This is a genomic window from Microcoleus sp. POL10_C6, assembly GCF_036701585.1.
Taxonomy (GTDB): domain Bacteria; phylum Cyanobacteriota; class Cyanobacteriia; order Cyanobacteriales; family Microcoleaceae; genus Microcoleus.
Genome location: NZ_JAUBRB010000046.1, coordinates 27,709 through 49,129, shown reverse-complemented (window position 1 = coordinate 49,129; position 21,421 = coordinate 27,709). Strand labels below are relative to the sequence as shown.

18 protein-coding genes and 1 tRNA gene are annotated in these 21,421 nt (G+C 45.9%); 13 read left to right on the top strand and 6 right to left on the bottom strand.

Annotated elements, in window-relative coordinates; genetic code table 11:
- Positions 1-58: 58 nt before the first annotated feature.
- Entirely contained in the window at positions 59-547 is a 489-nt protein-coding gene (locus QUA34_RS22240) for a GNAT family N-acetyltransferase (protein ID WP_190656314.1), read from the top strand.
- Positions 548-739: 192 nt separating this feature from the next.
- Here the strand turns inward: QUA34_RS22240 and QUA34_RS22235 are convergent, their stop codons facing one another.
- The 6 genes from QUA34_RS22235 to QUA34_RS22210 form a co-directional block, all read right to left on the bottom strand.
- Positions 740-1,675: a HAMP domain-containing sensor histidine kinase gene (locus QUA34_RS22235; RefSeq protein ID WP_333324439.1), complete on the bottom strand. Its 936-nt coding sequence runs from the start codon at positions 1,673-1,675 to the stop codon at positions 740-742.
- 25 nt (positions 1,676-1,700) lie between these two features.
- Positions 1,701-2,294, bottom strand: a complete 594-nt coding sequence (locus QUA34_RS22230) for an L-threonylcarbamoyladenylate synthase (RefSeq protein ID WP_333324437.1) — start codon at positions 2,292-2,294, stop codon at positions 1,701-1,703.
- A gap of 53 nt (positions 2,295-2,347) precedes the next feature.
- On the bottom strand, positions 2,348-3,328 hold the full coding sequence (locus QUA34_RS22225) for a HemK/PrmC family methyltransferase (protein WP_333324435.1): 981 nt from the start codon (positions 3,326-3,328) through the stop codon (positions 2,348-2,350).
- 140 nt (positions 3,329-3,468) lie between these two features.
- On the bottom strand, positions 3,469-4,329 hold the full coding sequence (locus tag QUA34_RS22220) for a Tic22 family protein (protein WP_333080993.1): 861 nt from the start codon (positions 4,327-4,329) through the stop codon (positions 3,469-3,471).
- A 152-nt stretch (positions 4,330-4,481) separates the two neighbouring features.
- Positions 4,482-4,555: transfer RNA gene (locus tag QUA34_RS22215), tRNA-Pro, on the bottom strand.
- Positions 4,556-4,881: 326 nt separating this feature from the next.
- Positions 4,882-5,433: a GNAT family N-acetyltransferase gene (locus QUA34_RS22210; RefSeq protein ID WP_172187348.1), complete on the bottom strand. Its 552-nt coding sequence runs from the start codon at positions 5,431-5,433 to the stop codon at positions 4,882-4,884.
- Between the two features lie 243 nt (positions 5,434-5,676).
- Here QUA34_RS22210 and QUA34_RS22205 point away from each other — a divergent pair, with 243 nt between their 5' ends.
- The 12 genes from QUA34_RS22205 to QUA34_RS22150 all read left to right on the top strand — a co-directional run bounded on the left by QUA34_RS22205 (position 5,677) and on the right by QUA34_RS22150 (position 21,370).
- The gene (locus QUA34_RS22205) at positions 5,677-5,856 is read left to right on the top strand and encodes a hypothetical protein (protein ID WP_333389250.1); all 180 of its coding nucleotides are present in this window, start codon (positions 5,677-5,679) and stop codon (positions 5,854-5,856) included.
- A gap of 110 nt (positions 5,857-5,966) precedes the next feature.
- Positions 5,967-7,058 carry an RNA-guided endonuclease TnpB family protein gene (locus tag QUA34_RS22200; RefSeq protein WP_333324430.1) on the top strand — a complete coding sequence of 364 codons (1,092 nt, stop codon included), beginning with the start codon at positions 5,967-5,969 and terminating at the stop codon, positions 7,056-7,058.
- A 152-nt stretch (positions 7,059-7,210) separates the two neighbouring features.
- A complete protein-coding gene (locus QUA34_RS22195; RefSeq protein ID WP_006631881.1) occupies positions 7,211-7,936 on the top strand; it encodes a hypothetical protein in 726 nt (241 codons plus the stop codon).
- A 127-nt stretch (positions 7,937-8,063) separates the two neighbouring features.
- The gene (locus QUA34_RS22190) at positions 8,064-8,933 is read left to right on the top strand and encodes an alpha/beta hydrolase (RefSeq protein ID WP_333324428.1); all 870 of its coding nucleotides are present in this window, start codon (positions 8,064-8,066) and stop codon (positions 8,931-8,933) included.
- A 251-nt stretch (positions 8,934-9,184) separates the two neighbouring features.
- Entirely contained in the window at positions 9,185-10,327 is a 1,143-nt protein-coding gene (gene hrcA, locus QUA34_RS22185; protein WP_445242836.1) for a heat-inducible transcriptional repressor HrcA, read from the top strand.
- Between the two features lie 422 nt (positions 10,328-10,749).
- Positions 10,750-10,884 (top strand): hypothetical protein, encoded by a 135-nt coding sequence (locus QUA34_RS22180; protein WP_333389248.1) that lies wholly within the window; start codon positions 10,750-10,752, stop codon positions 10,882-10,884.
- Positions 10,885-11,164: 280 nt separating this feature from the next.
- On the top strand, positions 11,165-12,757 hold the full coding sequence (gene metG, locus QUA34_RS22175) for a methionine--tRNA ligase (protein ID WP_333389247.1): 1,593 nt from the start codon (positions 11,165-11,167) through the stop codon (positions 12,755-12,757).
- Positions 12,758-12,862: 105 nt separating this feature from the next.
- Positions 12,863-13,468 (top strand): LabA-like NYN domain-containing protein, encoded by a 606-nt coding sequence (locus QUA34_RS22170; protein ID WP_006631885.1) that lies wholly within the window; start codon positions 12,863-12,865, stop codon positions 13,466-13,468.
- Positions 13,469-13,644: 176 nt separating this feature from the next.
- Entirely contained in the window at positions 13,645-14,841 is a 1,197-nt protein-coding gene (gene lptC, locus QUA34_RS22165; protein WP_333389246.1) for an LPS export ABC transporter periplasmic protein LptC, read from the top strand.
- A 289-nt stretch (positions 14,842-15,130) separates the two neighbouring features.
- The gene (locus QUA34_RS22160; protein WP_333389245.1) at positions 15,131-15,520 is read left to right on the top strand and encodes a hypothetical protein; all 390 of its coding nucleotides are present in this window, start codon (positions 15,131-15,133) and stop codon (positions 15,518-15,520) included.
- Between the two features lie 1,157 nt (positions 15,521-16,677).
- Positions 16,678-19,473 carry an ATP-binding protein gene (locus QUA34_RS22155; RefSeq protein ID WP_333389244.1) on the top strand — a complete coding sequence of 932 codons (2,796 nt, stop codon included), beginning with the start codon at positions 16,678-16,680 and terminating at the stop codon, positions 19,471-19,473.
- A 4-nt stretch (positions 19,474-19,477) separates the two neighbouring features.
- Positions 19,478-21,370 carry an EAL domain-containing protein gene (locus tag QUA34_RS22150; RefSeq protein ID WP_333389243.1) on the top strand — a complete coding sequence of 631 codons (1,893 nt, stop codon included), beginning with the start codon at positions 19,478-19,480 and terminating at the stop codon, positions 21,368-21,370.
- Positions 21,371-21,421: the final 51 nt, after the last annotated feature.

The following is a 21,421-nucleotide window of genomic DNA, read 5'->3' as shown; positions in this document are numbered from 1 at the left end:
ACTCCTGTAAAACAGTAAAAGTAACACAGTTTAGATACAACTTGAAGGCAGATTGAGCATGACATCAACGACTAGGGATTCCAGTCACATTCAATTTTGTATAGGTCGCGATCGCGCCGACATCGCACAGATCCAAGAACTATTTAAAGCCGCCGCCTTTTGGGCGAGGGAACGCAAGATAGAAGATTGGGAAATTGCGATCGCCAACAGCGAACCAGTTGTTACAGTTTGGGACGGCTCACGGGCGATCGGCTTTGCCAGAGCCACCTCAGATGGGATCTATCGAGCTACCATCTGGGATGTCGCCATTCACCCGGATTACCAAGGTGCAGGACTCGGCCGTAAATTAGTGCAAACCGTCTTGAGTCACCCTCGGATGTGCCGAGTAGAGCGAGTTTACCTGATGACAACTTACAAACAAAGCTTCTACGAGCGCATCGGTTTTCAACAAAACGCTAGCACCACAATGGTACTTGAAAATCAGCTTCTAGAAGAGAATCTCGAATTAGAAATTAGCAACGGCGAATTGCTAACTGCTAATTGTTAAATAATCACCAGATTGGCATCAAAATCTATAATATGTAGGGTGCGTAAGGGCGCACCTTACTCCCTATAAATAATTTCCTTCTTTCATCTTCCCTCGAACCTCTTCCCGCCCTCCCTTAAATCTGTTAATTTTTTTGCCCTCTTCCCCACCTCCGTTAGATCCCGTACATTGCGCGTGGCCGAACTTTCTTCATCACAAAGTTGCCAAAGGAATAGAACACTGAGTCCGGTTAAAATTGCACTCTTCGGACTCAGAAGGCACAGCCAGAACCTCCAACTTTCCGCTCATCAAACTTAAAAGAGTCTGATTCATCAATAACCTCATTCCAGAAGACACCTGAGAATTATCGCTGCTCTTAGTAACATCACACTCCAAATCGTGCTTCAGCAAATCCCAAGACTCGCTCCAAGCACTCACGGAACGCTGATCATCCACCCAAATGTGAACGTATCCAGATTCCGGCGAAGCATGGGCAGACACAGAAATACTCCCCTCCTCCATCTGAGCCACAGCAGTATCTACCAAATGGACTAAAACTTGCCTAAACCTCGGCAAATCTGCCAAGACATAAATCTCCGGATCAGGCGGCAATATCTCCAAACGAATGCCGCGATTAGCAGCTTGCAAGTAAGTTAAATCATCAACCTCGTCAAAAACCTTAGCTAACTGAATCGGCTCAATATCCATCCTGTCAGTGCCGTGTTCAGTTTTAGCAACAGAGATAATTTCATCTATCAATTTCACCAGCTTGAGTGCCGCGACGTGAGCTTGCTCGACAAACTCTCGTTCCTCAGCAGGATCGTCGCACAAATCCGAGAGAATTAATTGCAGCGTACCAATCATAGTGCTCAGGGGCGATCGCAACTCGTGAGAAGTTCGAGCCAAAAAACCCGCCTTAAATTGGCTCATCTCCGATGCCATCTGATAAGCCAATTGAGTTTGCTTAAGTTGCTCGGAAAGGGCATCAAACTTCTCTAAGTGAATTTCTTGAGGAGGTGGGGCTACTTTGGGCGCCGGTTCGGGCTGTTGCGAGCTTTTTTGCCGCAGGCGCCAAATCAAACTGCTTCCCAAACCCAGCCCCAGTCCCATACCTAAATATATAAAGTTGCTCCAGCCGATCGGCGCCATATTGCTTTGCCTTGGAGTTTAGCTTTTAGCATTCTAACTCGATCGCGCCTTGTCGCAATATTTCCCACTCGCTGCCCGTCCATTTAGCCACAGTCGAAGGCAAACTCGAAGCTGTTGTCACTGTTGCTAATTCCGAAGGAACTAATGTCAAGACTTCAGGAAACTGAGCCTCAATTTCTGCCACCGATTCCAGAGGCGGCTGGCCGGATAAATTAGCGCTGGTAGTAGCCAAAGGGCCTGTCTGCTCTAGAATCTTGAGCGCAAGGGGAAAGTCAGGCACTCGTACTCCGATTGTAGTTCGATCAATGGGATTGAGAGCCGCCGGGACTTTGGCTGAAGCCGGCAGCACCAAAGTTAACGCCCCCGGCCAATAGGATTCGGCTACTTGCTGCCACAAGTTTAACTCTGCTGGACTTCCCTGCACGTAAGGCCACAAGGCCCTCGCCGATGCTGCCATCAAAATCAGCGGTTTGTCTTGACTGCGACGTTTAGCTGCAAAAATCAACTCCGAGCGATCGGGACGCGCAGCCAAAGCGGGTACAGTATCTGTAGGAAAGCTGACGATATGATTGCCAGAAATTGCCCCTTGAATCAAGGAGTCGATCGAAACTTGTGTCATGCCATTTTAGATTTTAGATTTTAGATTTTTGAAGTACGACATATTCTTGAAACCTAAAGACGGTAGGCTAAGGCAAACCGATCGACTCCTGCTAAATCAGAAAATATCTGAACTTTGCCATAACTCCCGTGACTTTGCAGCATATCAGCTACCGCCTCAGCCTGTCCCGACATCATCTCAATCAACCAAACTCCCCCCGATTCTAAATAATCGGGAGCCGTTTCTACCAAATGCCGGATGTAATCTAACCCGTCAAAACCACCGTCTAAGGCCAGATGAGGTTCGTGCTTCAAAACTTCCGGTTGTAGAGTCAGAACCGTGTTGCTGGGGATGTAAGGCGGGTTAGACACCATGCCGCTAACGCGACCTTTGAGAAATTCTAGCGGTTCCCACCACGAACCTTGATAAAAATTAATTCGCGATTCAAAGCCCAAATTCTCAGCATTCAGTCGAGCCACTGCCAAAGCTTCCGAACTGCAATCTACCGCATAAACCCTAGCATTTGTCAACGCAGAAGCCAAGCCGATCGCGATCGCCCCGCTGCCCGTCCCCAAATCCACCCAATGCGATTTGGCAAATTCTCCCCCCCGAAGCTGGGAGAAGTTTAAATCTTCTCCCCCCCTTAGTAAGGGGGGGTTGGGGGGGGTAGATTTTTGATTGATATTTTCTGCTTCTAAACGGCTTTTAACAGCTTCTACAGCCAAATCGATCAGCAATTCCGTTTCAGGACGCGGAATTAGCACCGCCGGCGTTACTTTGAGCGAAAAATGCCGCCAATGTGCAACTCCCGTTAAATACTGCACCGGCACCCGTTCCTGTAAGCGCCGCTGCCACAATTGAGCAAGTTCAGATAAAGACAACTTTAATTCAATTTTTGGCAAATCTTTAAACGACTCCAAACGCAGAGCCAACCTATCCAAACCAGCCAGCTCTTGCAGCAGCCAGTCGATTTCTGCTAGGGGAATGTCATAGGTAATCGCCTCTGTTTTAGCTTGATTCACCCACTGCCAAAGCTCTAAACCAGAAACAAACATAATACTTTTTTGGAAGGGGTAATTGTTAATTGCTAACTGGTAATTAGTAATTAGTAAATAGTAGGTTGAGTCGAGAAACCCAACCTACTATTTCATGAGTAATAACTGATGACTGATGACTAATGACTGCTGACTAACTATTAGCGAGCCGGCCGAGCTGGAGCCGGAGCTGGAGCCGGTCGAGCTGGAGCCGGAGCTGGAGCTGGTCGAGCTGGAGCCGGAGCAACCTGTGGATTTTGGCCCGCACCGGCAGGTTGGAGCGATCGCACAAATTCCAGAGACTCCCGCGACGGAATCAAAATCATTTGGCTCAAAAACGGGTCGTTCTCAGTACGCAAAGCTTCCAAAACCCTCTCCAAGTTCACCACCTCAATCTTAATTGAAGTAGTTACATTCGGCTGCTGCTGCTTGAAAAGTTCCACCATTGCCTGCAATTCCTCCTTGTTAAAAAACAGGGGAATTTCCTCTTTCTGACCCTGCTGAATCGTCAAATAGCCATTTTCCGGGCCCCCAGTGGCAAAAAACAGAGGTACACCGTTTAACTCGTTAACTTGTTGCCCAGCTTGCTGGAGTACAGTTTTAGCCGACTGCACTTGCTGCGGAGTCGGAACAAAAGCAAACTGCACCTCATCCGGCTTGCCTTTATTTGCTTGAGCGATCTGATAAACTGCTCCCAGTGACAAGGGTCTCACGCGCGCCAACGCCCCCAACTGAGGATCTGTCGTTTTTAGTTTTTCGGCGTAAGCTTGAGCATCTTTCTGGCTGATAAAAATTACCACTACCGAAGTATTGCCGCTTTGACCTTGACCTTGTTTGGGGACAGAACCCGTCAGGAACGCACCCTGAGCATCCGTAATCGTAAATACCGGCACAGATTGCAACTTTTCCAAAATTTGCGCCTCGGGGATTGCTAGCGCCGACATATTGTCTGTTGCTAAGGAACCCAGCAGAGTGCTGCCGACAATTCCCAATATTGCGCCCAAACGAACTAATGATTTCATGTTTTTTCCATCAGGAGCGATCCTGAAACACATTAACGCAAAGACTGGCGACTTAACACGATCGGCAAAAACTGCCTCAATTTGTTTTCATTTTGACGAAATGTAAACATCAGAGACAGTTCTGCTTCAATCTATTCTTTAACATTGTGCGATCGGGATGACAGGATTTGAACCTGCGACATCCTGCTCCCAAAGCAGGCGCGCTACCAAGCTGCGCTACATCCCGGTGTTATAGTTAGCTAACCTCTAACAATTAACGCACAAAACCGCTTGCTTGTCAAGCTTTATTAAATATTTAGTTCTCGATGCAGCTAAGGCGAAGTTTTTTTTAGGTTGTGCGGTTTGATCCCACCCAAAAACCCATACCAGCCCCTAGCTCCTATCGTGCTCTGCTCAAATCGACTGACAATACTTGCAGAGCTTCATAACGGCCCTGATGCCGAGATACATCCACGCCTCACTGACCGCAGCGCACAGGTGCATTCGGTGTTGGCAGCGTCAATATTGTATTGTATATCCTCAACAAATCAACGCCGACCTGCACCTCGCTTGCTAATCTGGATACCAAAACATACCTTTAATCCCCTCTGGATCGGACATAAAGCCCAAATTGCGGTAAAAATCCACCACTTGAGGGTCAGCAAATAAGGTAATGTTGCTGATATCTTCACTGCGGAGTTTTTTAATGATGTATTTCATCAGCGCCTTGCCCATGCCTTTGCCCTGGTAGTCAGGATGAACTACCACATCCCAAAGCGTGGCATTAAAAGCGTGGTCTGAAGTCGCTCTGGCGAAACCCACCAGCCGTCGCTGGCTGCCCCGCATCTCCCACATAGAGACGACTAGGAAGCTGTGCTGAATAGCTTTTTTGACTTTACGCAGGGGACGGCGGGACCAACCCACTGCATTACAAAGTTCTTCGAGTTCGTAGAGGTCAATGTCCCGATCGCAACTGAAAAAGATGCGAGCGTTGCCGCTGGCGGGTTTGCGAAACGTTGGGGAAAGCGGATCGCCTAACCCAACAGCCACATCTTCCTCAAAATCCGCTGTTTGGGGTACAGAGGCAGACTCAGAACTACTAAATAAGTTTTTCCAAAAACCCATGCAGGCGCGGTTAAGGTAGTAGAAGTTGGACGACGAGAAAGAGAACCAGACAGATAAACCCACTCCGATCGGCGTAGGATCAATTGCCGGTAGCTTCTTGAGGAACAGTTTACGGTACACTCATCTTACGCCGAAAACAGGGATTTGTCGTCCAACATTGAGTCTGCGCTTTTTTGATTCTGTCAAGTTTGGTAGAACTGTTCTGCTAGCCAGTGCCCGGACAACCCGCTTTTAAGGTAAAATTTGTTGCCGAACCAGGACAGAGGCATTTTGGGAAATGCTTCTTTTGAGTGCCGCCGATCGCGCCGGAACTTATACCCTTGGTGGGAAATACCACTGGAATGGCGCCACGGTGACATTCTCGTGATAAGTTCTCTGACAGATTTGACTTTGGCTTTTAGTGAGGAGACGGGCACAATTTAAGTCGAATCGTCGAATCGAAAATCCCATTGCCATAAGGCATGGAAGAGCAAGACTTAAGTACCAAATAGTTCGCTAAAAATATCCATACTTAATCGTTGAGGAGAAGTTTTGTGTTTGCCGTCAAGCGAGCGCTCAAATTGAATAACCGGGAAGCGACCTTGATGGCAAAACACGCAGGATTTCGGCGGGTAGTGTTTAACATGGGGTTGAGCTTGCTGACTCAAATGTATGGCGAGGGACAATTCACAGACTCAAAGGTACTTAACGAAGTCAAAAAAGTTCTCACCAACTACGTCAAGAAACAGCCTGAATTCGCTTGGATGAATCAATTATCTAGTCGCGTTTATCAAAATGCTTTGATTGACTTGAAAGATGCTTTTAGTCGGTATCGCTCTGGAAAGGCAGGTCATCCAAAATTTGCTAGTCGCCGAGACGGTCAATCTTTTACAGTTGATTCGTCTAACGGCAAAGTTTTACTAAATGCTGGCAGCACTATCAAGATTCCTACCTTGGGAACTTTTCGACTCTACGAGGCCTTAGAATGCGGTTATGTGTCTCAAACTTTTACGATTTCCAAAGAAGGAAGTCGTTGGTTTCTTTCCTTTGGCGTTGATGCCGAACGTTTGCCAGTGCAACAATCTGAAAGCTCTGTAGGAATCGATGTAGGCATTAATTCTTTTGCCACGCTGTCTACTCAGCAGGTCTTTGATGCGCCGAAGCCGTTAAAACAAGCGAAAACCAAGCTTGCTACCTTGCAGCGCCAAGCATCAAAACAGGTAAGAGGCTCCCAAAATCAGCGCAAAACCTACCATAAAATCCGTCGGCTCCATGCACGGATAGCTCGTATTCGCTTAGACTTTCTTCACAAGCTAACAACTTATTTAGCCCAAACTTTTAAGCTAATTAAGATTGAAAGTTTGAACGTTCAGGGCATGATGGCGAATCACAAGCTGGCTGGGGCAATATCGGATCTAGGTTTTTACGAATTTAAGCGTCAACTCGATTATAAGTGCAAAATGTATGGGGCAAATTTAGTGCTGGTAGACCAATGGTTCCCCAGCACTAAAACTTGCTCGAATTGTGGCACTAAAAAAGATATGCCACTAAGCATTCGGACTTTTGACTGTCCTGCTTGTGGCATATCTTTAGATCGTGATTTCAACGCCAGCATCAACATTTTAAACTGGGAACCCTCGGCTTGAGGGGGATAGCCTACTTATCTTGGGATTAGCCGTCTACCCAACAGCGTAGGAAGTAAACTCCGAATTGTGTCTAAAGATGGCTTTAGGTAAGTTTAAATAAGTTTTACAAAGCAGTCCATACCTATTATATTTCCCGCACCTTCTCCTCAATTATGGCTTCGGGTTTAAAACCATCTACACTAGAACTTCTCAAGCGCTTTAACCGAGCGTTTCCGCAGTTTTATGAGCAATTTGTCAGCAGCGAAATCCAACTGCAAAACCTCAAATTAGCTTACCAACTTTACAAAACTCGGCAAGCAGTCATCGAAATCCGAGCCGAAGGTAATAAAAGTGCGCTGCATTTTGCTTACCGGAACCAGTCTTTTCTACTGAGCGATATTTTTGGAGTGCTCGCGGCCTACGGACTGACAATTCACAGTCTGAGTCTGTACGGTCAAATTTACCCGCCCATGCTGGTATTTATCAAATTGGTAGTATCTCGCGGTGGCAAGGTACTGGCAGATAAAACAGCAGAAAATGTCTGTAGAGCCGTTCGAGAGGCATTGGCGGGGCATTTTGAGGTTGAAGAGATGTTGGCGGTGGAATTTAATTTAGACGCGGGTTTGGAGGATGTGGCAACTGAATTCTACGTCGATCCGGTTTTCCACTTGCCAGCTTTGCTGATTGAAGCAGATAATCAACCTGGACTTTTTTACAAAGTTATGTATGCCATCTGGCAAGAGGATTTGTTGGTCGTAAATGCTAATTTGTTGGTTTGGCGGGGGCGAACTCGCCTGATTCTCTACTTGTTGGGACCCAATGAAAGTTTAATTCCTGAGTATCTGGGACAGAAAATCGCTGAGGGGGTGCGACAAAGATTGCTAGGCGAGCGATTTTAGGGATACCACTGACTAGGCGTGAAACCTGGTTTTTGGTCAAAACCTTAGTGTGGAGAAAGTTAAACCAAGCCGATCGCCCGATCGAACTACTGATACCTCTGTGTTGATTTCGGGATAGGATAAAATTATGGCAACCATCGACATCCTAGGGGTTCGGCACGCTTACGATTTGACGGCTCCGACTGCAACTTCCCCGGTTCTGGTATTTGTCCACGGCTGGCTGTTAAGCCGTCGCTACTGGCAACCTTTGACCGATCGCTTGGCATCAAACTATCAGTGTCTTACCTATGATTTACGGGGGTTTGGCGATTCTCAATCGGACTCCGGCGACGATCGCCCCTGTTCCGAACCGCTAAATTCCTGTTACACTCCCGCAGCTTACGCTCGCGATTTGGAACTTTTACTGGAAAAACTCGATATATCTTCTGCTTGGCTGGTGGGACACTCTCTGGGCGGTACGATCGCTCTATGGGGAGCCAGCAAATTGTCCGATCGCGTTAAAGGCGTGGTCTGCATCAATGCAGGGGGCGGCATCTATCTTAAGGAAGAATTCGAGCGATTTCGAGCGGTCGGCAAGCAGCTAGTGACAATGCGTCCCGGCTGGCTGCCTCGCTTGCCCTTAGCAGATTACGTGTTTGCCCGCGATTCTGTAGCCCGCTCGATCGGCAGATCCTGGGGACGGCAGCGCTTAATAGATTTCGTGGGAGCTCATCCAGAGGCAGCTTTGGGGGCTTTGTTGGATTCCACCACAGAAGCGGAGATTCACCTATTGCCACAAATTGTCTCCCAACTCAAACAACCTGTTTATTTTATTGCCGGTACTAAAGACAAAATTATGGAACCAAAATACGTGCTGCATTTGGCTAGCTTTCACTGGATGTTCCAAGGTTGTGGCGAGAATGTCCTTCAGCTTCCCGATTGTGGCCATTTGGCAATGGTGGAACAGCCGGATGCAGTGGCTAGTTATCTGCAAAATATTCTGAAAGAACATGATTAGAGGGCATGGGGCATGGGGCATGGGGCATGGGGCATGGGGCATGGGGCATGGGCATGGGGCATTAAAACTTACAAATAACCAATAACAAATAACCAATAACCAATAACCAATAACCAATAACCAATAACAACTGACTTCTTCCTTAATCTAAAATCTGTTATGTTAAATAGATAAGTCTGCCCGCTCGCCCTCTTCGGACAGACGTTTCAATTAAATAGTGGCTTTCAACTCTAAATTCTAATTCTGCTTAAATATCTGTGCGCGTTAACCTCACCGATCGGCAACAACACATCCTTTGGGCAACGGTTCGCCACTACATAGCTACAGCGGAACCCGTTGGCTCAAAAGCTTTGGCTGACGAATTCAACCTCAGCGTCAGCCCAGCTACCATTCGCAATGCGATGGGGACTCTTGAAAAAGCTGGACTGCTTTATCAGCCCCACACTTCGGCAGGACGAGTCCCCTCTGACTCCGGCTACCGAATTTACGTAGACCAGTTGATTCAGCCGTCTGATACGCTGGCCCGCAAGGTGGAACAGGTACTAGACAAACTCAATTGGTCGGATGGTCGCATGGACACGGCACTCCGTGGCGCTGCTCAAATCCTGGCAACTATCAGCGGTTACATAGCAATGATCACCATACCGCAAACCAATATGGCTTGCTTGCGCCACTTGCAACTGGTGCAGCTAGAGCCGGGAAAGGTGATGCTGATCGTGGTGACGGATGCCTACGAAACTCAGTCGGTTTTGGTGCAGTTGCCGAGGGACGCAGAAGGTAACACGCCTGATGTCGAAATCGTCGATCGCGAATTGCAGATTTTGTCAAATTTTTTGAACACCAAGTTGCGGGGACGATCGCTCTCGGAACTCTCGGCTGTAGACTGGAGCGAGTTAGACCGGGAATTTGAGCTGTACGCTGAGTGGATGGGAACCATGCTGACTGCTTTGAGCAGCCGCCAAAGCCATCCAACCTACACGCGGATTCTGATCGGCGGTTTGGCAGAAGCGCTGCGCTTGCCTGAGTTTTCGCAGTTGCAGCAAGTTCAAACCCTGGTGCAATTGCTCGAACAAGAGCAGGAACTGCTTTGGCCTTTGATTTTTGAATCGCCTGAGTTAGACACCCCCGGCAAGCGGGTAACTGTGCGTATTGGTTCGGAAAATTCCTTGGAACCAATTCGTGGCTGTACTCTGATTTCTTCGACTTACCGCCGGGGATCAGTACCGGTGGGTAGTGTTGGGGTTTTGGGGCCGACGCGGATGGTTTACGAAAATGCGATCGCGGTGGTGGAAGCTGCGGCCGATTATTTGTCTGAAGCTATTGGCGGAAATCGAGTTAGTTTTCCTGATGGCGATCGAGGGCGATCGGATCATCCCTTGTTAGATGCACCCTAATGTGATAGCCCCAAGCTTAACTGGCTTGGGGTTTTATTGTCTGTGGATGTACTCGCCACCTTTAAAAACCGGGTTTTATGACAAAAAACCTAGGCTTTTATCCCACATTCCACACCTTGGAGTGTCATACAGCATAATTACGCAGAAAACTATATCTTCAAAGTAACAAATTATGCATTCAAAAAGTTCTTTATCCGTTAATCTACGGTATTATAGTATGATTTATAGTTTTATTGCTGGCTCAAAATAAGTAAAAACCGATAGTAACAGTTGAGGGTGCGGAATGCGGGTTTGATACTCTTTTTGGGGGCAAGAAACTAAAGCTTCTCGCTTGACAAGAGAGTTTCGTAAACAACCCTGTTTCTGCGTCCATGAGCCGCTCGAAAAGTGGCAGGAGTTAGGGGGAAGCGACTTTCCGGCGATTGGGAGAAAAAGATTGCGATGGCGAGCGATCGCGCATTGACAGAAGGTGGTCGCGGAGTGTTAGTCAAATGGCAGGTTTAGCTGCCGAACTGATTAGTTTTGTTGCAAGCGTGGTGGGCGATCGCCCGCTCTAGGGATAGCGGCTGCGACAAATAAATTGAGGAGGTGCGAACCCCGCGATCGTCGCTTCCCAAGGCAGCAGAATGTCAAAATATTAAGACATTTTAGAGAGTTCGTCAAAAACAACTAAAAAAGATTAGTGTGGAGATGAAAGCAATATTTCTTTTGGGAATAGCCCGGGTTAGACAATTGCAAATAACTTGCAGTGAATTTGGCTTGATTGCCACTCCAAAAAAAATTTAACCGCTGAGTTAAGATCGAAACGAAATTTAGGGAATTTTCTTTTAGCATTCAATGAAATCGACCGATAAAACTAAGAATACCTTTGCGATCACAACGCCTCTGTATTATGTAAACGATTTACCTCACGTTGGCAGCGCTTATACGACTATGGCTGCGGATGCCCTAGCCCGATTTGAGCGGCTGCGGGGCAAATCTGTTTTGCTGGTGACGGGGACGGACGAACACGGGCAGAAAATTCAGCGGACAGCCGAGAGTTTGGGACGATCGCCCCAAGCTCACTGCGATTCAGTAGTTCCTGCGTTTGAAGCGCTGTGGGAGCAACTCGACATCCAGTACGATCGCTTCATCCGCACAACTTCGCGGCGTCACGAGTACATTGTCAAAGAATTTTTCCAGCGCGTCTGGAACTCCGGCGACATCTACTTGAACCAGCAACAAGGGTGGTACTGCGTCTCCTGTGAAGAATTCAAGGATGAACGGGAATTGTTGCCGGGAAATCGGTGCTCCGTCCACACCAGCAAGGAAGTTGAGTGGCGCGACGAGGAAAATTACTTTTTCCGTCTGTCCCGGTATCAAGACCAACTGCTGGCCTTGTACGCAGAACGTCCCGACTTCATCGCGCCGGAAAGCCGACGCAACGAAGTGCTCAGTTTCGTCAACTCTGGACTGCAAGACTTTTCGATTTCTAGAGTGAATCTCGAATGGGGTCTGCCAATGCCAGTTGACCCCAGTCACAGCATCTACGTCTGGTTTGACGCTTTGCTGGGATACGTCACCGCCTTGCTAGATCCGGACAGCGACCCGATTTTGGAGAATGCTTTATCTAAATGGTGGCCGGTTGACTTGCACTTGATCGGCAAAGATATTCTTCGCTTCCACGCTGTTTACTGGCCGGCAATGCTGATGTCAGCAAATCTACTGGTGCCGGGTCGCGTCTTCGCACACGGGTTTTTGACCAAAGACGGCAAAAAAATGGGGAAAACGGAGGGTAATACTTTAAACCCTGTCGAATTGGTCAACAAATACGGCGCTGATGCAGTGCGTTACTATTTTCTCAAAGAAATTGAGTTCGGAGAGGACGGCGATTTTAACGAAACTCGGTTTATCAATATATTGAATGCTGAGCTAGCAAATGATTTGGGAAATCTGCTTAATCGTACCCTAAACATGGCTCGCAAATATTGCGGTGGCTCCGTACCGAATGTGTTGGCAGAAAACATTGACGGCGACAACCTTCTCAAGGCTATGAGCCTGGATTTGGGCGAGCAAGTAGCGAGTTTTTACGAAGAGTTGGCTTTTAGCAAGGCTTGCGAAGCCGTGCTTGCATTAGTTCGAGCCGGTAACAAGTTTATTGACGTGCAAGCACCTTGGAGTTTGTACAAGCAGGGACAGATCGAAAGTGTCGAACAAGTGCTATATTCTGTTCTGGAATCTGTTAGACTAGCATCTTACCTTTTATCGCCGATTATTCCCAATATCAGCAACGCTATCTATCAGCAGCTAGGTTTTTCAATTGACTTTAACGATCGAGTTACAGTTAACAGTTTAGCGAATTTTGCAGCTCATGCTGCCTGGGGCGCTTTGCCGGCAAACCAAACTCTGGGGGAACCCCAACCTGTTTTTAAGCGGCTCGAACTGCAGTAAACAGTACCTTCATAGTTGGCAGCCAGCGCTCTGGGTGTGATGAGAGACTACGAATTAGCAGTTATTTCCTTACCAATCTTTCATAAAAATTGAGGCATAACAATCATGTTGAATAGAATAGAAAGCAACGACCTTTTTACGCCGGAACAGGTTCTAGAAAATCGCGGTAGAGTGGCAATTTTTATTGACGGTTCTAACCTTTTTTACGCGGCTTTGCAGTTAGGAATTGAGATTGATTACACTAAGCTGCTGTGCCGTTTAACTGCGGGTTCACGGCTGCTGCGCTCTTTCTTCTACACGGGTGTCGATCGCACTAACGAGAAACAGCAGGGGTTTTTGCTGTGGATGCGTCGCAACGGCTACCGGGTGATTTCTAAGGATTTGGTACAGTTGCCAGATGGTTCTAAGAAGGCGAATTTGGATGTAGAAATCGCTGTCGATATGATGGCTTTAGTGGGGTCTTACGACACGGCGGTTTTGGTCAGCGGTGACGGCGATTTGGCTTATGCTGTGGATGCTGTCAGCTATCGCGGCGTGCGGGTTGAGGTGGTGAGTTTGCGATCGATGACGAGTGACAGTTTGATTAATGTAGCCGATCGCTATATCGATTTGGAAATGATTAAGGACGACATCCAAAAAACATCGCGCCCTAATTATGCTTACCGCCCTTTATCGGGTCTGAGCTTGATGGAGGAACACGACGACAGATAGGGATTTGGTAAGGGGTAATTTGTAAGGGTTAATGGGTTGAATTCGGGAGAATTAGAAGTTAAAAATTTAGACAAAGCATAAGACATTTTTAATTTTTGATTAAGTGTTTTTCACTACCAAATTATCAATTACCAATTAACGATTACCAATTACCGATTACCAATTCCCAATTCCAAATGATTAATCTCACATCCCCAAATCCCCATCTCAAATCCCCAAAATTGAGGCTGCTATTTTTAGCAGCACTGATTTTGGGGATTAATGCTTGTGCCGTTCCGCAAGAGACTCAAAAAAACAAATTAGCTGAGGATCTCCAAACTGCTCAACAGTCAAACAGCACTTTAACTTTAAACAAAGTAACTCTAGAACAAGCAAACGAAAAGGGCGAGACGTTCTGGAAAGTAAACTCGCAAAATGCTGTTTACAGCAAAGACAAAAAGATAGTTAACGTTCAGAAACCTGTGGGCAAATTGTTTCAGGACGGCAAAGAAATTTACGACATTCAGGGAGAAACCGGGCAGGTATTTCAGGAAGGCAATCAGGTTTTTCTCAAAGGTAACATAGTCGCTACAGACCTAAAAAATGGAGTGGTTTTGCGCGGAAATGAGTTGGAGTGGCGGCCGAAAGAAGATGTTCTAGTTGTCCGCAACAATTTGACTGGAGAGAACAAACAGGTAACTGCTTCAGCGAAGGAAGCGCGGGTTTTCAGTAGGGCTAAGAGGATGGAGTTATTCGGATCTGTAGTGGCGAAGGTTAAAGATCCGGTTTTGCAATTGCGAACCGAGCACTTAGTGTGGTTTGTGGAGCAACAAAAGGTAAACAGCGACCAACCGACTCAAATTGACAGATACAAAGATAAAATAGTAACAGACAGCGGTTTTGCCGACCAAGTAGATGTAGACTTAAAAACCAAGATTGCGACGCTGACAAAAAACGCTCAATTGATGCCATCAGACCCGCCGCTGCAAATAGAAAGCAGTTTGATGAGTTGGAATTTTCCGGCGCAATCTGTGGTATCGCCTGGGCCTGTGAAGGTTTTTCACCGCGTGGAAAAGGTGACGATGACTGGGGATACGGGGCGGGGAGATTTAGAGAAAAAAATTTTTTATTTGACTGGGAATGTGGTAGGAATTGGGGAAAAACGTCAAGCTCAATTAAATACCGATCGCGTAACGTGGTATTTAACTAATCAGACTTTCGACGCCGAAGGAAATGTCGTTTACAAGCAACTAAATCCGGTGTTTAATTTAACTGGGCCGAGGGCGGCGGGAGAGTTGAAAAATCAAACTGTGATTGTCAAAGGCGACGGTGGCGGCGGCCAAGTGGTTACGGAATTTGTACCGGACGAGTACAAGGGAACTTTGGGACAGTAGATGGGATTGCAACCGCAGATGTTGGCAGATTAACGCAGAGGAACGCAGATATAATTAAGATTGGATTGAGTAAAGAGGGGTTGGGATGACGACAACTTTATAAAAGTTAGAAGGGCTCGATGAACCTATCTTAATTGACGAGCTGAGTTGGAGAGAGTTTAAGGCTGTTGAACAGTTGCTCTCGCGTCCGGGGGTGAGGCTGGCGTTTTTAGATGGGGTATTGGAGATTAGACGTATGCCTGGAAGAAAACACCAAACTGCCAAATAGCGGATTTGAACGCTGGTATATATGTATTTGGAATACGCAGGGATTGATTTTACGCCAACTGGCTCGGTGACGCTCGAAAGTGAAACTGGAAGGGTGAAGCGAGAAGCGGATTTGTCTTACGAATTGGGATCTAACCGAGAACTTCCCGATTTGGCGGTGGAAGTGGTAGTGGTGGTGACTAGCGGCGGTATTAACAAGTTGGAAGCTTACAAACGCCTGGAAATTCCTGAAGTTTGGTTTTGGGAAAATGGCACACTTCGTATGTATTCCTTGGCGGCTGATGGATATGCAGAGGTCGATCGCTCTCAAGTTCTGCCCGACTTAGATATTGTATTATTGACCCGGTGTATCATATTGAAAATCACCTTCAGGCAATGCGGGAATTCAGGCAAGCTATTCAATAGAAATTGATTGTGCAATTAATTTTGTAATAATGATTTCTGCCTTTTCTTAAACCTTTTAGTTACTAAGAACTAAAGTTCCTTACGACAACACATCCCAACAGGCAGCATACACTGCAAGAGCGGAGCGAAGTCGATCGTCCGAGACAGTAGTAAGTAAAAATACTTGGCGGGGTGACAACGCCTGTGAAACCTTGATGGTAAAAGCATTAAAGCCCCTGAGTATCAAAAAAGATAGGGGATTATGGACAGGCTGATTGACTCATAAGATCCTCCAAGCTCGCCTTGAACCTGATTCAAGGGATCTCGCCACTCTCTTTTATTAACTCATATCAAATCCGTTAGCATCGGAATAGTAAATTCGAGTTCACTGTTGACTGTTGACGGTTGACTGTTGACAGTCAACCGTCAACAGTCAACCGTCAACATCATGTATGAGTGTAACCGGAAATGATATCACGCCCGCAAAGATCTTTTTGCTTGGTCAATCAACTCAAAACCTTGACGCAGCTTTGCTTTTAACCTGCTTGTTACCCCGTCAAAGTGTTGAGTTTAGGGTTGGTTTAGGCAGTATGCACGATAGACTATTAAGTTATTGTGCATCTAGGTTCCCATTTCCTCTATTTGAGAATCCTTGTGCCACGGGTCAGAGAGCCCCTTGAAAAAAAAAGCGCAATTTAGCTGGCGTAAGCTTAAGACTTACGGATAGAACCCCCAAACCCTTTTTCCAAGAGGGCTTTCAAGTTCCCCCTTTTTTAGGGCAGCACGGGGAAGCATGGTTTCAGACCCTATAGTTCGTAAGTCCTGACTATAATTGTATGCTTAGATCAATTAGTATTGAGGTCAAGACCTAGAAGTCAATGAAGGTGTACTCAATATCCCTGAAATCGGCAGGTAGGCTCACACTACAACCCCAAGCAAAATATAGCACATTTGACATTTATGGAGATGCCGTCTCAAATGGGGGAGCTGTTTTTTTTCATCAATTGGCAAACTGTATCAGTATTAGCAGCGCACTTCAGCCCGGTTATTCAACCATAAGATATCATTAAACCAATTGGCGTTCAAGAGAGACGGAATCAATAATTTCCCTAGAGCTGACTTTAAATGACCAAGGGTGAGCGACTGTTGTTATTGAAATAATCCAAATACTAAAATGACTCCGCCATGACACTGATCGCAAGTGAGAATGAACTTGCAAAAAGCCCTCAAAAAATCCCACTGCGCCTTGTGTTAGTCGTACCATTCGTCCTGCAAATCTTTGCCGCTGTGGGACTGACAGGTTGGCTCTCGCTACGCAACGGCAAAACTGCCGTCAACAACGTTACTAGCCAATTACGAACGGAGGTACTCGCCCGCATCAATCAACAACTAAACACTTATTTGGAAACGCCCCATTTGGTCAATGCCATCAGCGTTGACGCCATTGGCCGCTTTGGGTTGTGGAATCCAGACAATATGAGTTCTATGAGAAGCTACTTCTACTGGCAGCTCAAGCAATTTCCCACAGTTAGTTACATCAGTTTTGGAGGGGAAAGAAAAGAATATGCGGGTGCTGGATATAAGGATGATGGCAGTGTTGTTGTTGAAATAACTGATCGATCTACTAATTTCATTAATACGATCATCAGGGCAGATAAAGAGGGGAACCCGACTCAGTTTAAGGAAACCCACCCAGAGTACGATCCCCGCATTCGACCCTGGTATAAAGCTGCAAAAGTGGCAGGTAAACCCCAATGGAATAAAATTTATCAATATTATATTCAACCCAGCCTAGGAATCTCCGCTAGCCAACCTGTTTACGACCAAAATGGCATTTTTCGAGGAGTTGTAAGTACCGATCTGTTTCTCTCAAAAATCGGCGACTTTCTGCAAACTTTAAAAATTGGTAAATCGGGAAAGACTTTCATCATCGAACGATCGGGATTGCTAGTGGCTTCTTCCACCGCCGAGAAGCCCTTTATCAGCAGCCAAAATCGCCAAGAAACGCAAAGATTAAAAGCGATTGAAAGCAGCGTGCCTTTGATACAGGGAACAGCGCAACATTTAATAGAACGCTTTGGTAACTTTACCGAAATAGACAGCAACCAGCAACTAGACTTCATGCTAGATGGTCAGCGGGAATTCGTGCAAGTATCCCCATTCCAAGATGGTAGAGGTCTTGATTGGCTGATTGTTGTAGTCGTTCCAGAAGCCGACTTTATGGAGGAAATCAATGCCAATACCCGCAGCACTATCTTACTCTGCCTTTTAGGGTTAGTGCTAGCGACGTTGTTAGGAATCCTCGCCTCCCGCTGGATCACCCATCCTATTTTTCTTTTGAGTAGAGCGAGTAGAGCGATCGCTAGCGGTCAATTAGACCAAAAAGTAGAGGTAAATGGCATAGATGAACTGGGAAGTCTGGCTCAATCTTTTAACCAAATGGCACAGCAATTGCGCGAGTCTTTTGCTGCTTTAGAAAAGACCAACTCCGAGCTAGAAAATCGAGTAGAAGAACGAACAATTGAGCTAAAAGAGGCAAAAATTGCCGCTGATAGTGCTAACCACGCCAAGAGCCAATTCCTCGCCAACATGAGCCATGAACTCCGCACACCCCTGAACGGAATTCTAGGATACTCTCAAATTATGGAACGCGATAAAACTACCACTCCTAAACAAAAAGATGCTATCCACATTATTCACCAGTGTGGTTCGCACTTACTTACGCTGATTAACGATATTTTAGACCTTTCTAAAATTGAAGCCAGTAAAATGGAACTTTACAGCTCAAGTTTTAATTTTTCTTCTTTTTTGATCGGGGTTGTGGAAATGTGCCGCATCCGAGCTGAACAAAAAGACATTACATTTAGTTATCAAGCTTTAAATCAACTTCCTAACGCTGTAAGTGCTGATGAAAAACGACTGCGCCAAGTTTTGATTAACCTTTTGGGCAATGCTATTAAATTTACAGAAAAAGGAGGTGTTATTTTTAAGGTAGGCGTAATAGGTACGGGGGAAGACTCCGACCAATCACAACTTACTAAAATTCGTTTCCATATCCAAGATACGGGGGTTGGAATGGCACCCGAACAGTTAGAAAAAATATTTTTACCGTTTGAACAAGTCGGAAATAGCCAGCAGAAGGCAGAAGGCACTGGGTTAGGATTAGCGATCGCACAGAAAATTGTTCAAATGATGGGAGGCGAAATAAAAGTCGAAAGTATACTGGGTCAAGGCAGCAGTTTTTCCTTTGATTTAGAGTTGACTCAATCCTCTGAATTTATTGAGCAAACTTCGCTAACTACTTCAATTAATTTAAGGGGTTTTAAAGGAACTAAAAATAAAATTTTGTTAGTAGACGATCGATTAGAAAATCGAGGTTTTATTAGAACTTTTTTAGAACCACTAGGTTTTAAAATCATGGAAGCTTGTAATGGACAAGAGGGTTTAAATAAAGCCATTGATTTTCAACCAGATCTGATTATTACAGACTTAGTGATGCCAGTAATGGATGGATTTGAAATGTCGCGGCGCTTCCGAAAGTCATCAGAGTTTAAGGATGTAATATTGATAGCATCCAGCGCCAGCGTGTTTGAATTCGATCGGAAAAATAGCCACGAAGCAGGTTGTAACGAGTTCCTAGCAAAGCCTATCCAAGTAGAAGAATTGCTAGAAGTCTTAAAAAATTACTTACAAATAGAATGGATCTACGACCACCCTGCGGATTTGGCGATCGCACGCCAGGAAGGTTTCACGGATTTATTAAACGTTCAGAGTGATGAGCTTGTGATACCGCCATCAGCAGAGCTGGTAGCGCTGTTTAATGCGGCTCGGATCGGCGATATTGAAGTGGTTGAGCAGGAAGCCAATAGACTCAAGCAGATAGACGGCAACTATCTACCCTTTGCTAATAAAATCTTGCAATTTGCCAAAAATTTTGAAGAAAAAGAACTACTAGCTTTTGTAAAAAAACATTTGGGCTAATAAAATGGTTAACCAAAAAGACAATGTAATTTTAATTGTTGACGATAACCCGAATAACCTCAAACTTCTGTTCGATTTTTTGAAGGAGTCAGGCTTCAAGGTTTTAGTAGCTAAGGATGGGGAAAGTGCTATTGAGAAGTTACAAGAAGTTTCGCCAAATATCATATTGTTAGATGTGATGATGCCGGGGATGGATGGCTTTGAAACTTGCTACCGCTTAAAAGCATCGGTAGCAACGAAAGATATCCCTGTGATTTTTATGACAGCTCTTACGGATCGCGTCGATAAGGTTAAAGGTCTGTCAATGGGGGCAGTAGATTATATTACCAAACCCTTTCAGCAAGAAGAAGTCCTAGCCCGCGTGCAACTACACCTGAGACTGCGAAATTTGACTAAGACCCTGGAAGAGCAAAATGTGCTTCTCAAACAGGAAATTGAAGCGCGAAAAGAGGCGGAAGCGGCCTTGCAGAAACTCACTTCTGAGTTAGAGGAACGGGTGGCTTCTCAAACGGCTGAACTTAGAGAAGCCTGCAACGAGCTTCAACAGGCTCAAGTTCAGTTGTTGGAAAGAGAAGAAAAATTAGGACATGATGCTTTTCACGACGCGCTAACTGGTTTGCCTAACCGCGCTTGGTTTATGAATCGGCTGCAACAGGCGATCGACTTGTCGTACAGACATGAAGATTATCTATATGGGGTGCTATTTATTGACCTAGATCGCTTTAAAGTAGTGAATGATAGCCTCGGACATTTGGTTGGGGATGAATTACTAAAAAGCGTTGCTCGTCAACTGCAAGTTTGTTTACGCCACACAGATGCAGTTGCGCGGTTTGGAGGAGATGAATTTGTGATCTTGCTGGAAGATATTAAAGATATTGATGAACCAAACAGGGTGGCTGAACGCATCCAAAATCAATTAAGGCAGCCGTTTAATTTGAATGATTATGAAGTATTTACCGAGATCAGCATTGGAATTATCGTTAGCACAATGGGTTACGATCGCCCAGAAGACGTACTCAGAGATGCGGATATCGCTATGTATTATGCTAAAGCTCAAGGTAGAGGGCGTTACGAAATTTTCGATCCAGCTATGCAAACTGTGGCGATGACGCGCTTGCAGTTGGAGAACGACTTGAGAAGGGCAATGGCGCTACAAGAATTTTGCGTTCACTACCAGCCAATTGTCTCCCTTTCTACGGGGCAACTGAGTGGCTTTGAAGCTTTGGTGCGATGGCATCACCCATCTGGCATCATCTACCCGCCTGCTGAGTTTATCCCTGTGGCTGAAGAAACTGGTTTGATCAATGAATTGGGGTGGTTTGTTTTGCAGGAAGCTTGTCAGCAGATTAGTATTTGGCAGCAACAGTTTCCCCAAACACCTCCCTTGGCGATTAATGTCAATCTTTCCCCCGTGCAGCTCAAGCAAGCAAACCTACTCAATCGAATTGAGGAGATTTTGCAGCAGACTGGCTTTCCCAGCTACAGTCTAAAACTAGAGATTACTGAAAGTTGCATTTTGGAAACAGTATCCAGGGAAGAAAAGATGTTGAAGCAGCTAAAAGCTCTAGGCATTCTGTTGTGTATCGATGACTTTGGCACGGGCTACTCTTCTTTAAGTCGCTTACATGAGTTTCCCATTGATACCTTAAAGATTGACCGGTCTTTTGTGAGCCGCATTGGCTCAGACAACAGTGGCGTAGAAATTATCCAGACAATTGTGACGCTGGCTCGCAGCCGAGGTATGGATATTGTGGCAGAAGGCATAGAAACGCCAACCCAGCTACAGAAACTGCGAGAGTTGGGGTGTGAGTTGGGGCAAGGATATTTATTTTCTAGGCCTGTAGACAGCGAAAAGGCAACCGAACTATTAGGCATAAAAGTAGAGGTAGTAAGCTAGCCGGCCATCTAGTTTAGCCGCAATAAATTTTATGAATCTCTTGTAGGAAAG

Coding starts and splice junctions, on each gene's coding strand:
- QUA34_RS22240 (WP_190656314.1), top strand. CDS start 59: ATGACATCAACGACTAGGGATTCCAGTCACATTCAATTTTGTATAGGT.
- QUA34_RS22235 (WP_333324439.1), bottom strand. CDS start 1,675: ATGGCGCCGATCGGCTGGAGCAACTTTATATATTTAGGTATGGGACTG.
- QUA34_RS22230 (WP_333324437.1), bottom strand. CDS start 2,294: ATGACACAAGTTTCGATCGACTCCTTGATTCAAGGGGCAATTTCTGGC.
- QUA34_RS22225 (WP_333324435.1), bottom strand. CDS start 3,328: ATGTTTGTTTCTGGTTTAGAGCTTTGGCAGTGGGTGAATCAAGCTAAA.
- QUA34_RS22220 (WP_333080993.1), bottom strand. CDS start 4,329: ATGAAATCATTAGTTCGTTTGGGCGCAATATTGGGAATTGTCGGCAGC.
- QUA34_RS22210 (WP_172187348.1), bottom strand. CDS start 5,433: ATGGGTTTTTGGAAAAACTTATTTAGTAGTTCTGAGTCTGCCTCTGTA.
- QUA34_RS22195 (WP_006631881.1), top strand. CDS start 7,211: ATGGCTTCGGGTTTAAAACCATCTACACTAGAACTTCTCAAGCGCTTT.
- QUA34_RS22190 (WP_333324428.1), top strand. CDS start 8,064: ATGGCAACCATCGACATCCTAGGGGTTCGGCACGCTTACGATTTGACG.
- metG (WP_333389247.1), top strand. CDS start 11,165: ATGAAATCGACCGATAAAACTAAGAATACCTTTGCGATCACAACGCCT.
- QUA34_RS22170 (WP_006631885.1), top strand. CDS start 12,863: ATGTTGAATAGAATAGAAAGCAACGACCTTTTTACGCCGGAACAGGTT.
- lptC (WP_333389246.1), top strand. CDS start 13,645: ATGATTAATCTCACATCCCCAAATCCCCATCTCAAATCCCCAAAATTG.
- QUA34_RS22160 (WP_333389245.1), top strand. CDS start 15,131: ATGTATTTGGAATACGCAGGGATTGATTTTACGCCAACTGGCTCGGTG.
- QUA34_RS22155 (WP_333389244.1), top strand. CDS start 16,678: ATGACACTGATCGCAAGTGAGAATGAACTTGCAAAAAGCCCTCAAAAA.
- QUA34_RS22150 (WP_333389243.1), top strand. CDS start 19,478: ATGGTTAACCAAAAAGACAATGTAATTTTAATTGTTGACGATAACCCG.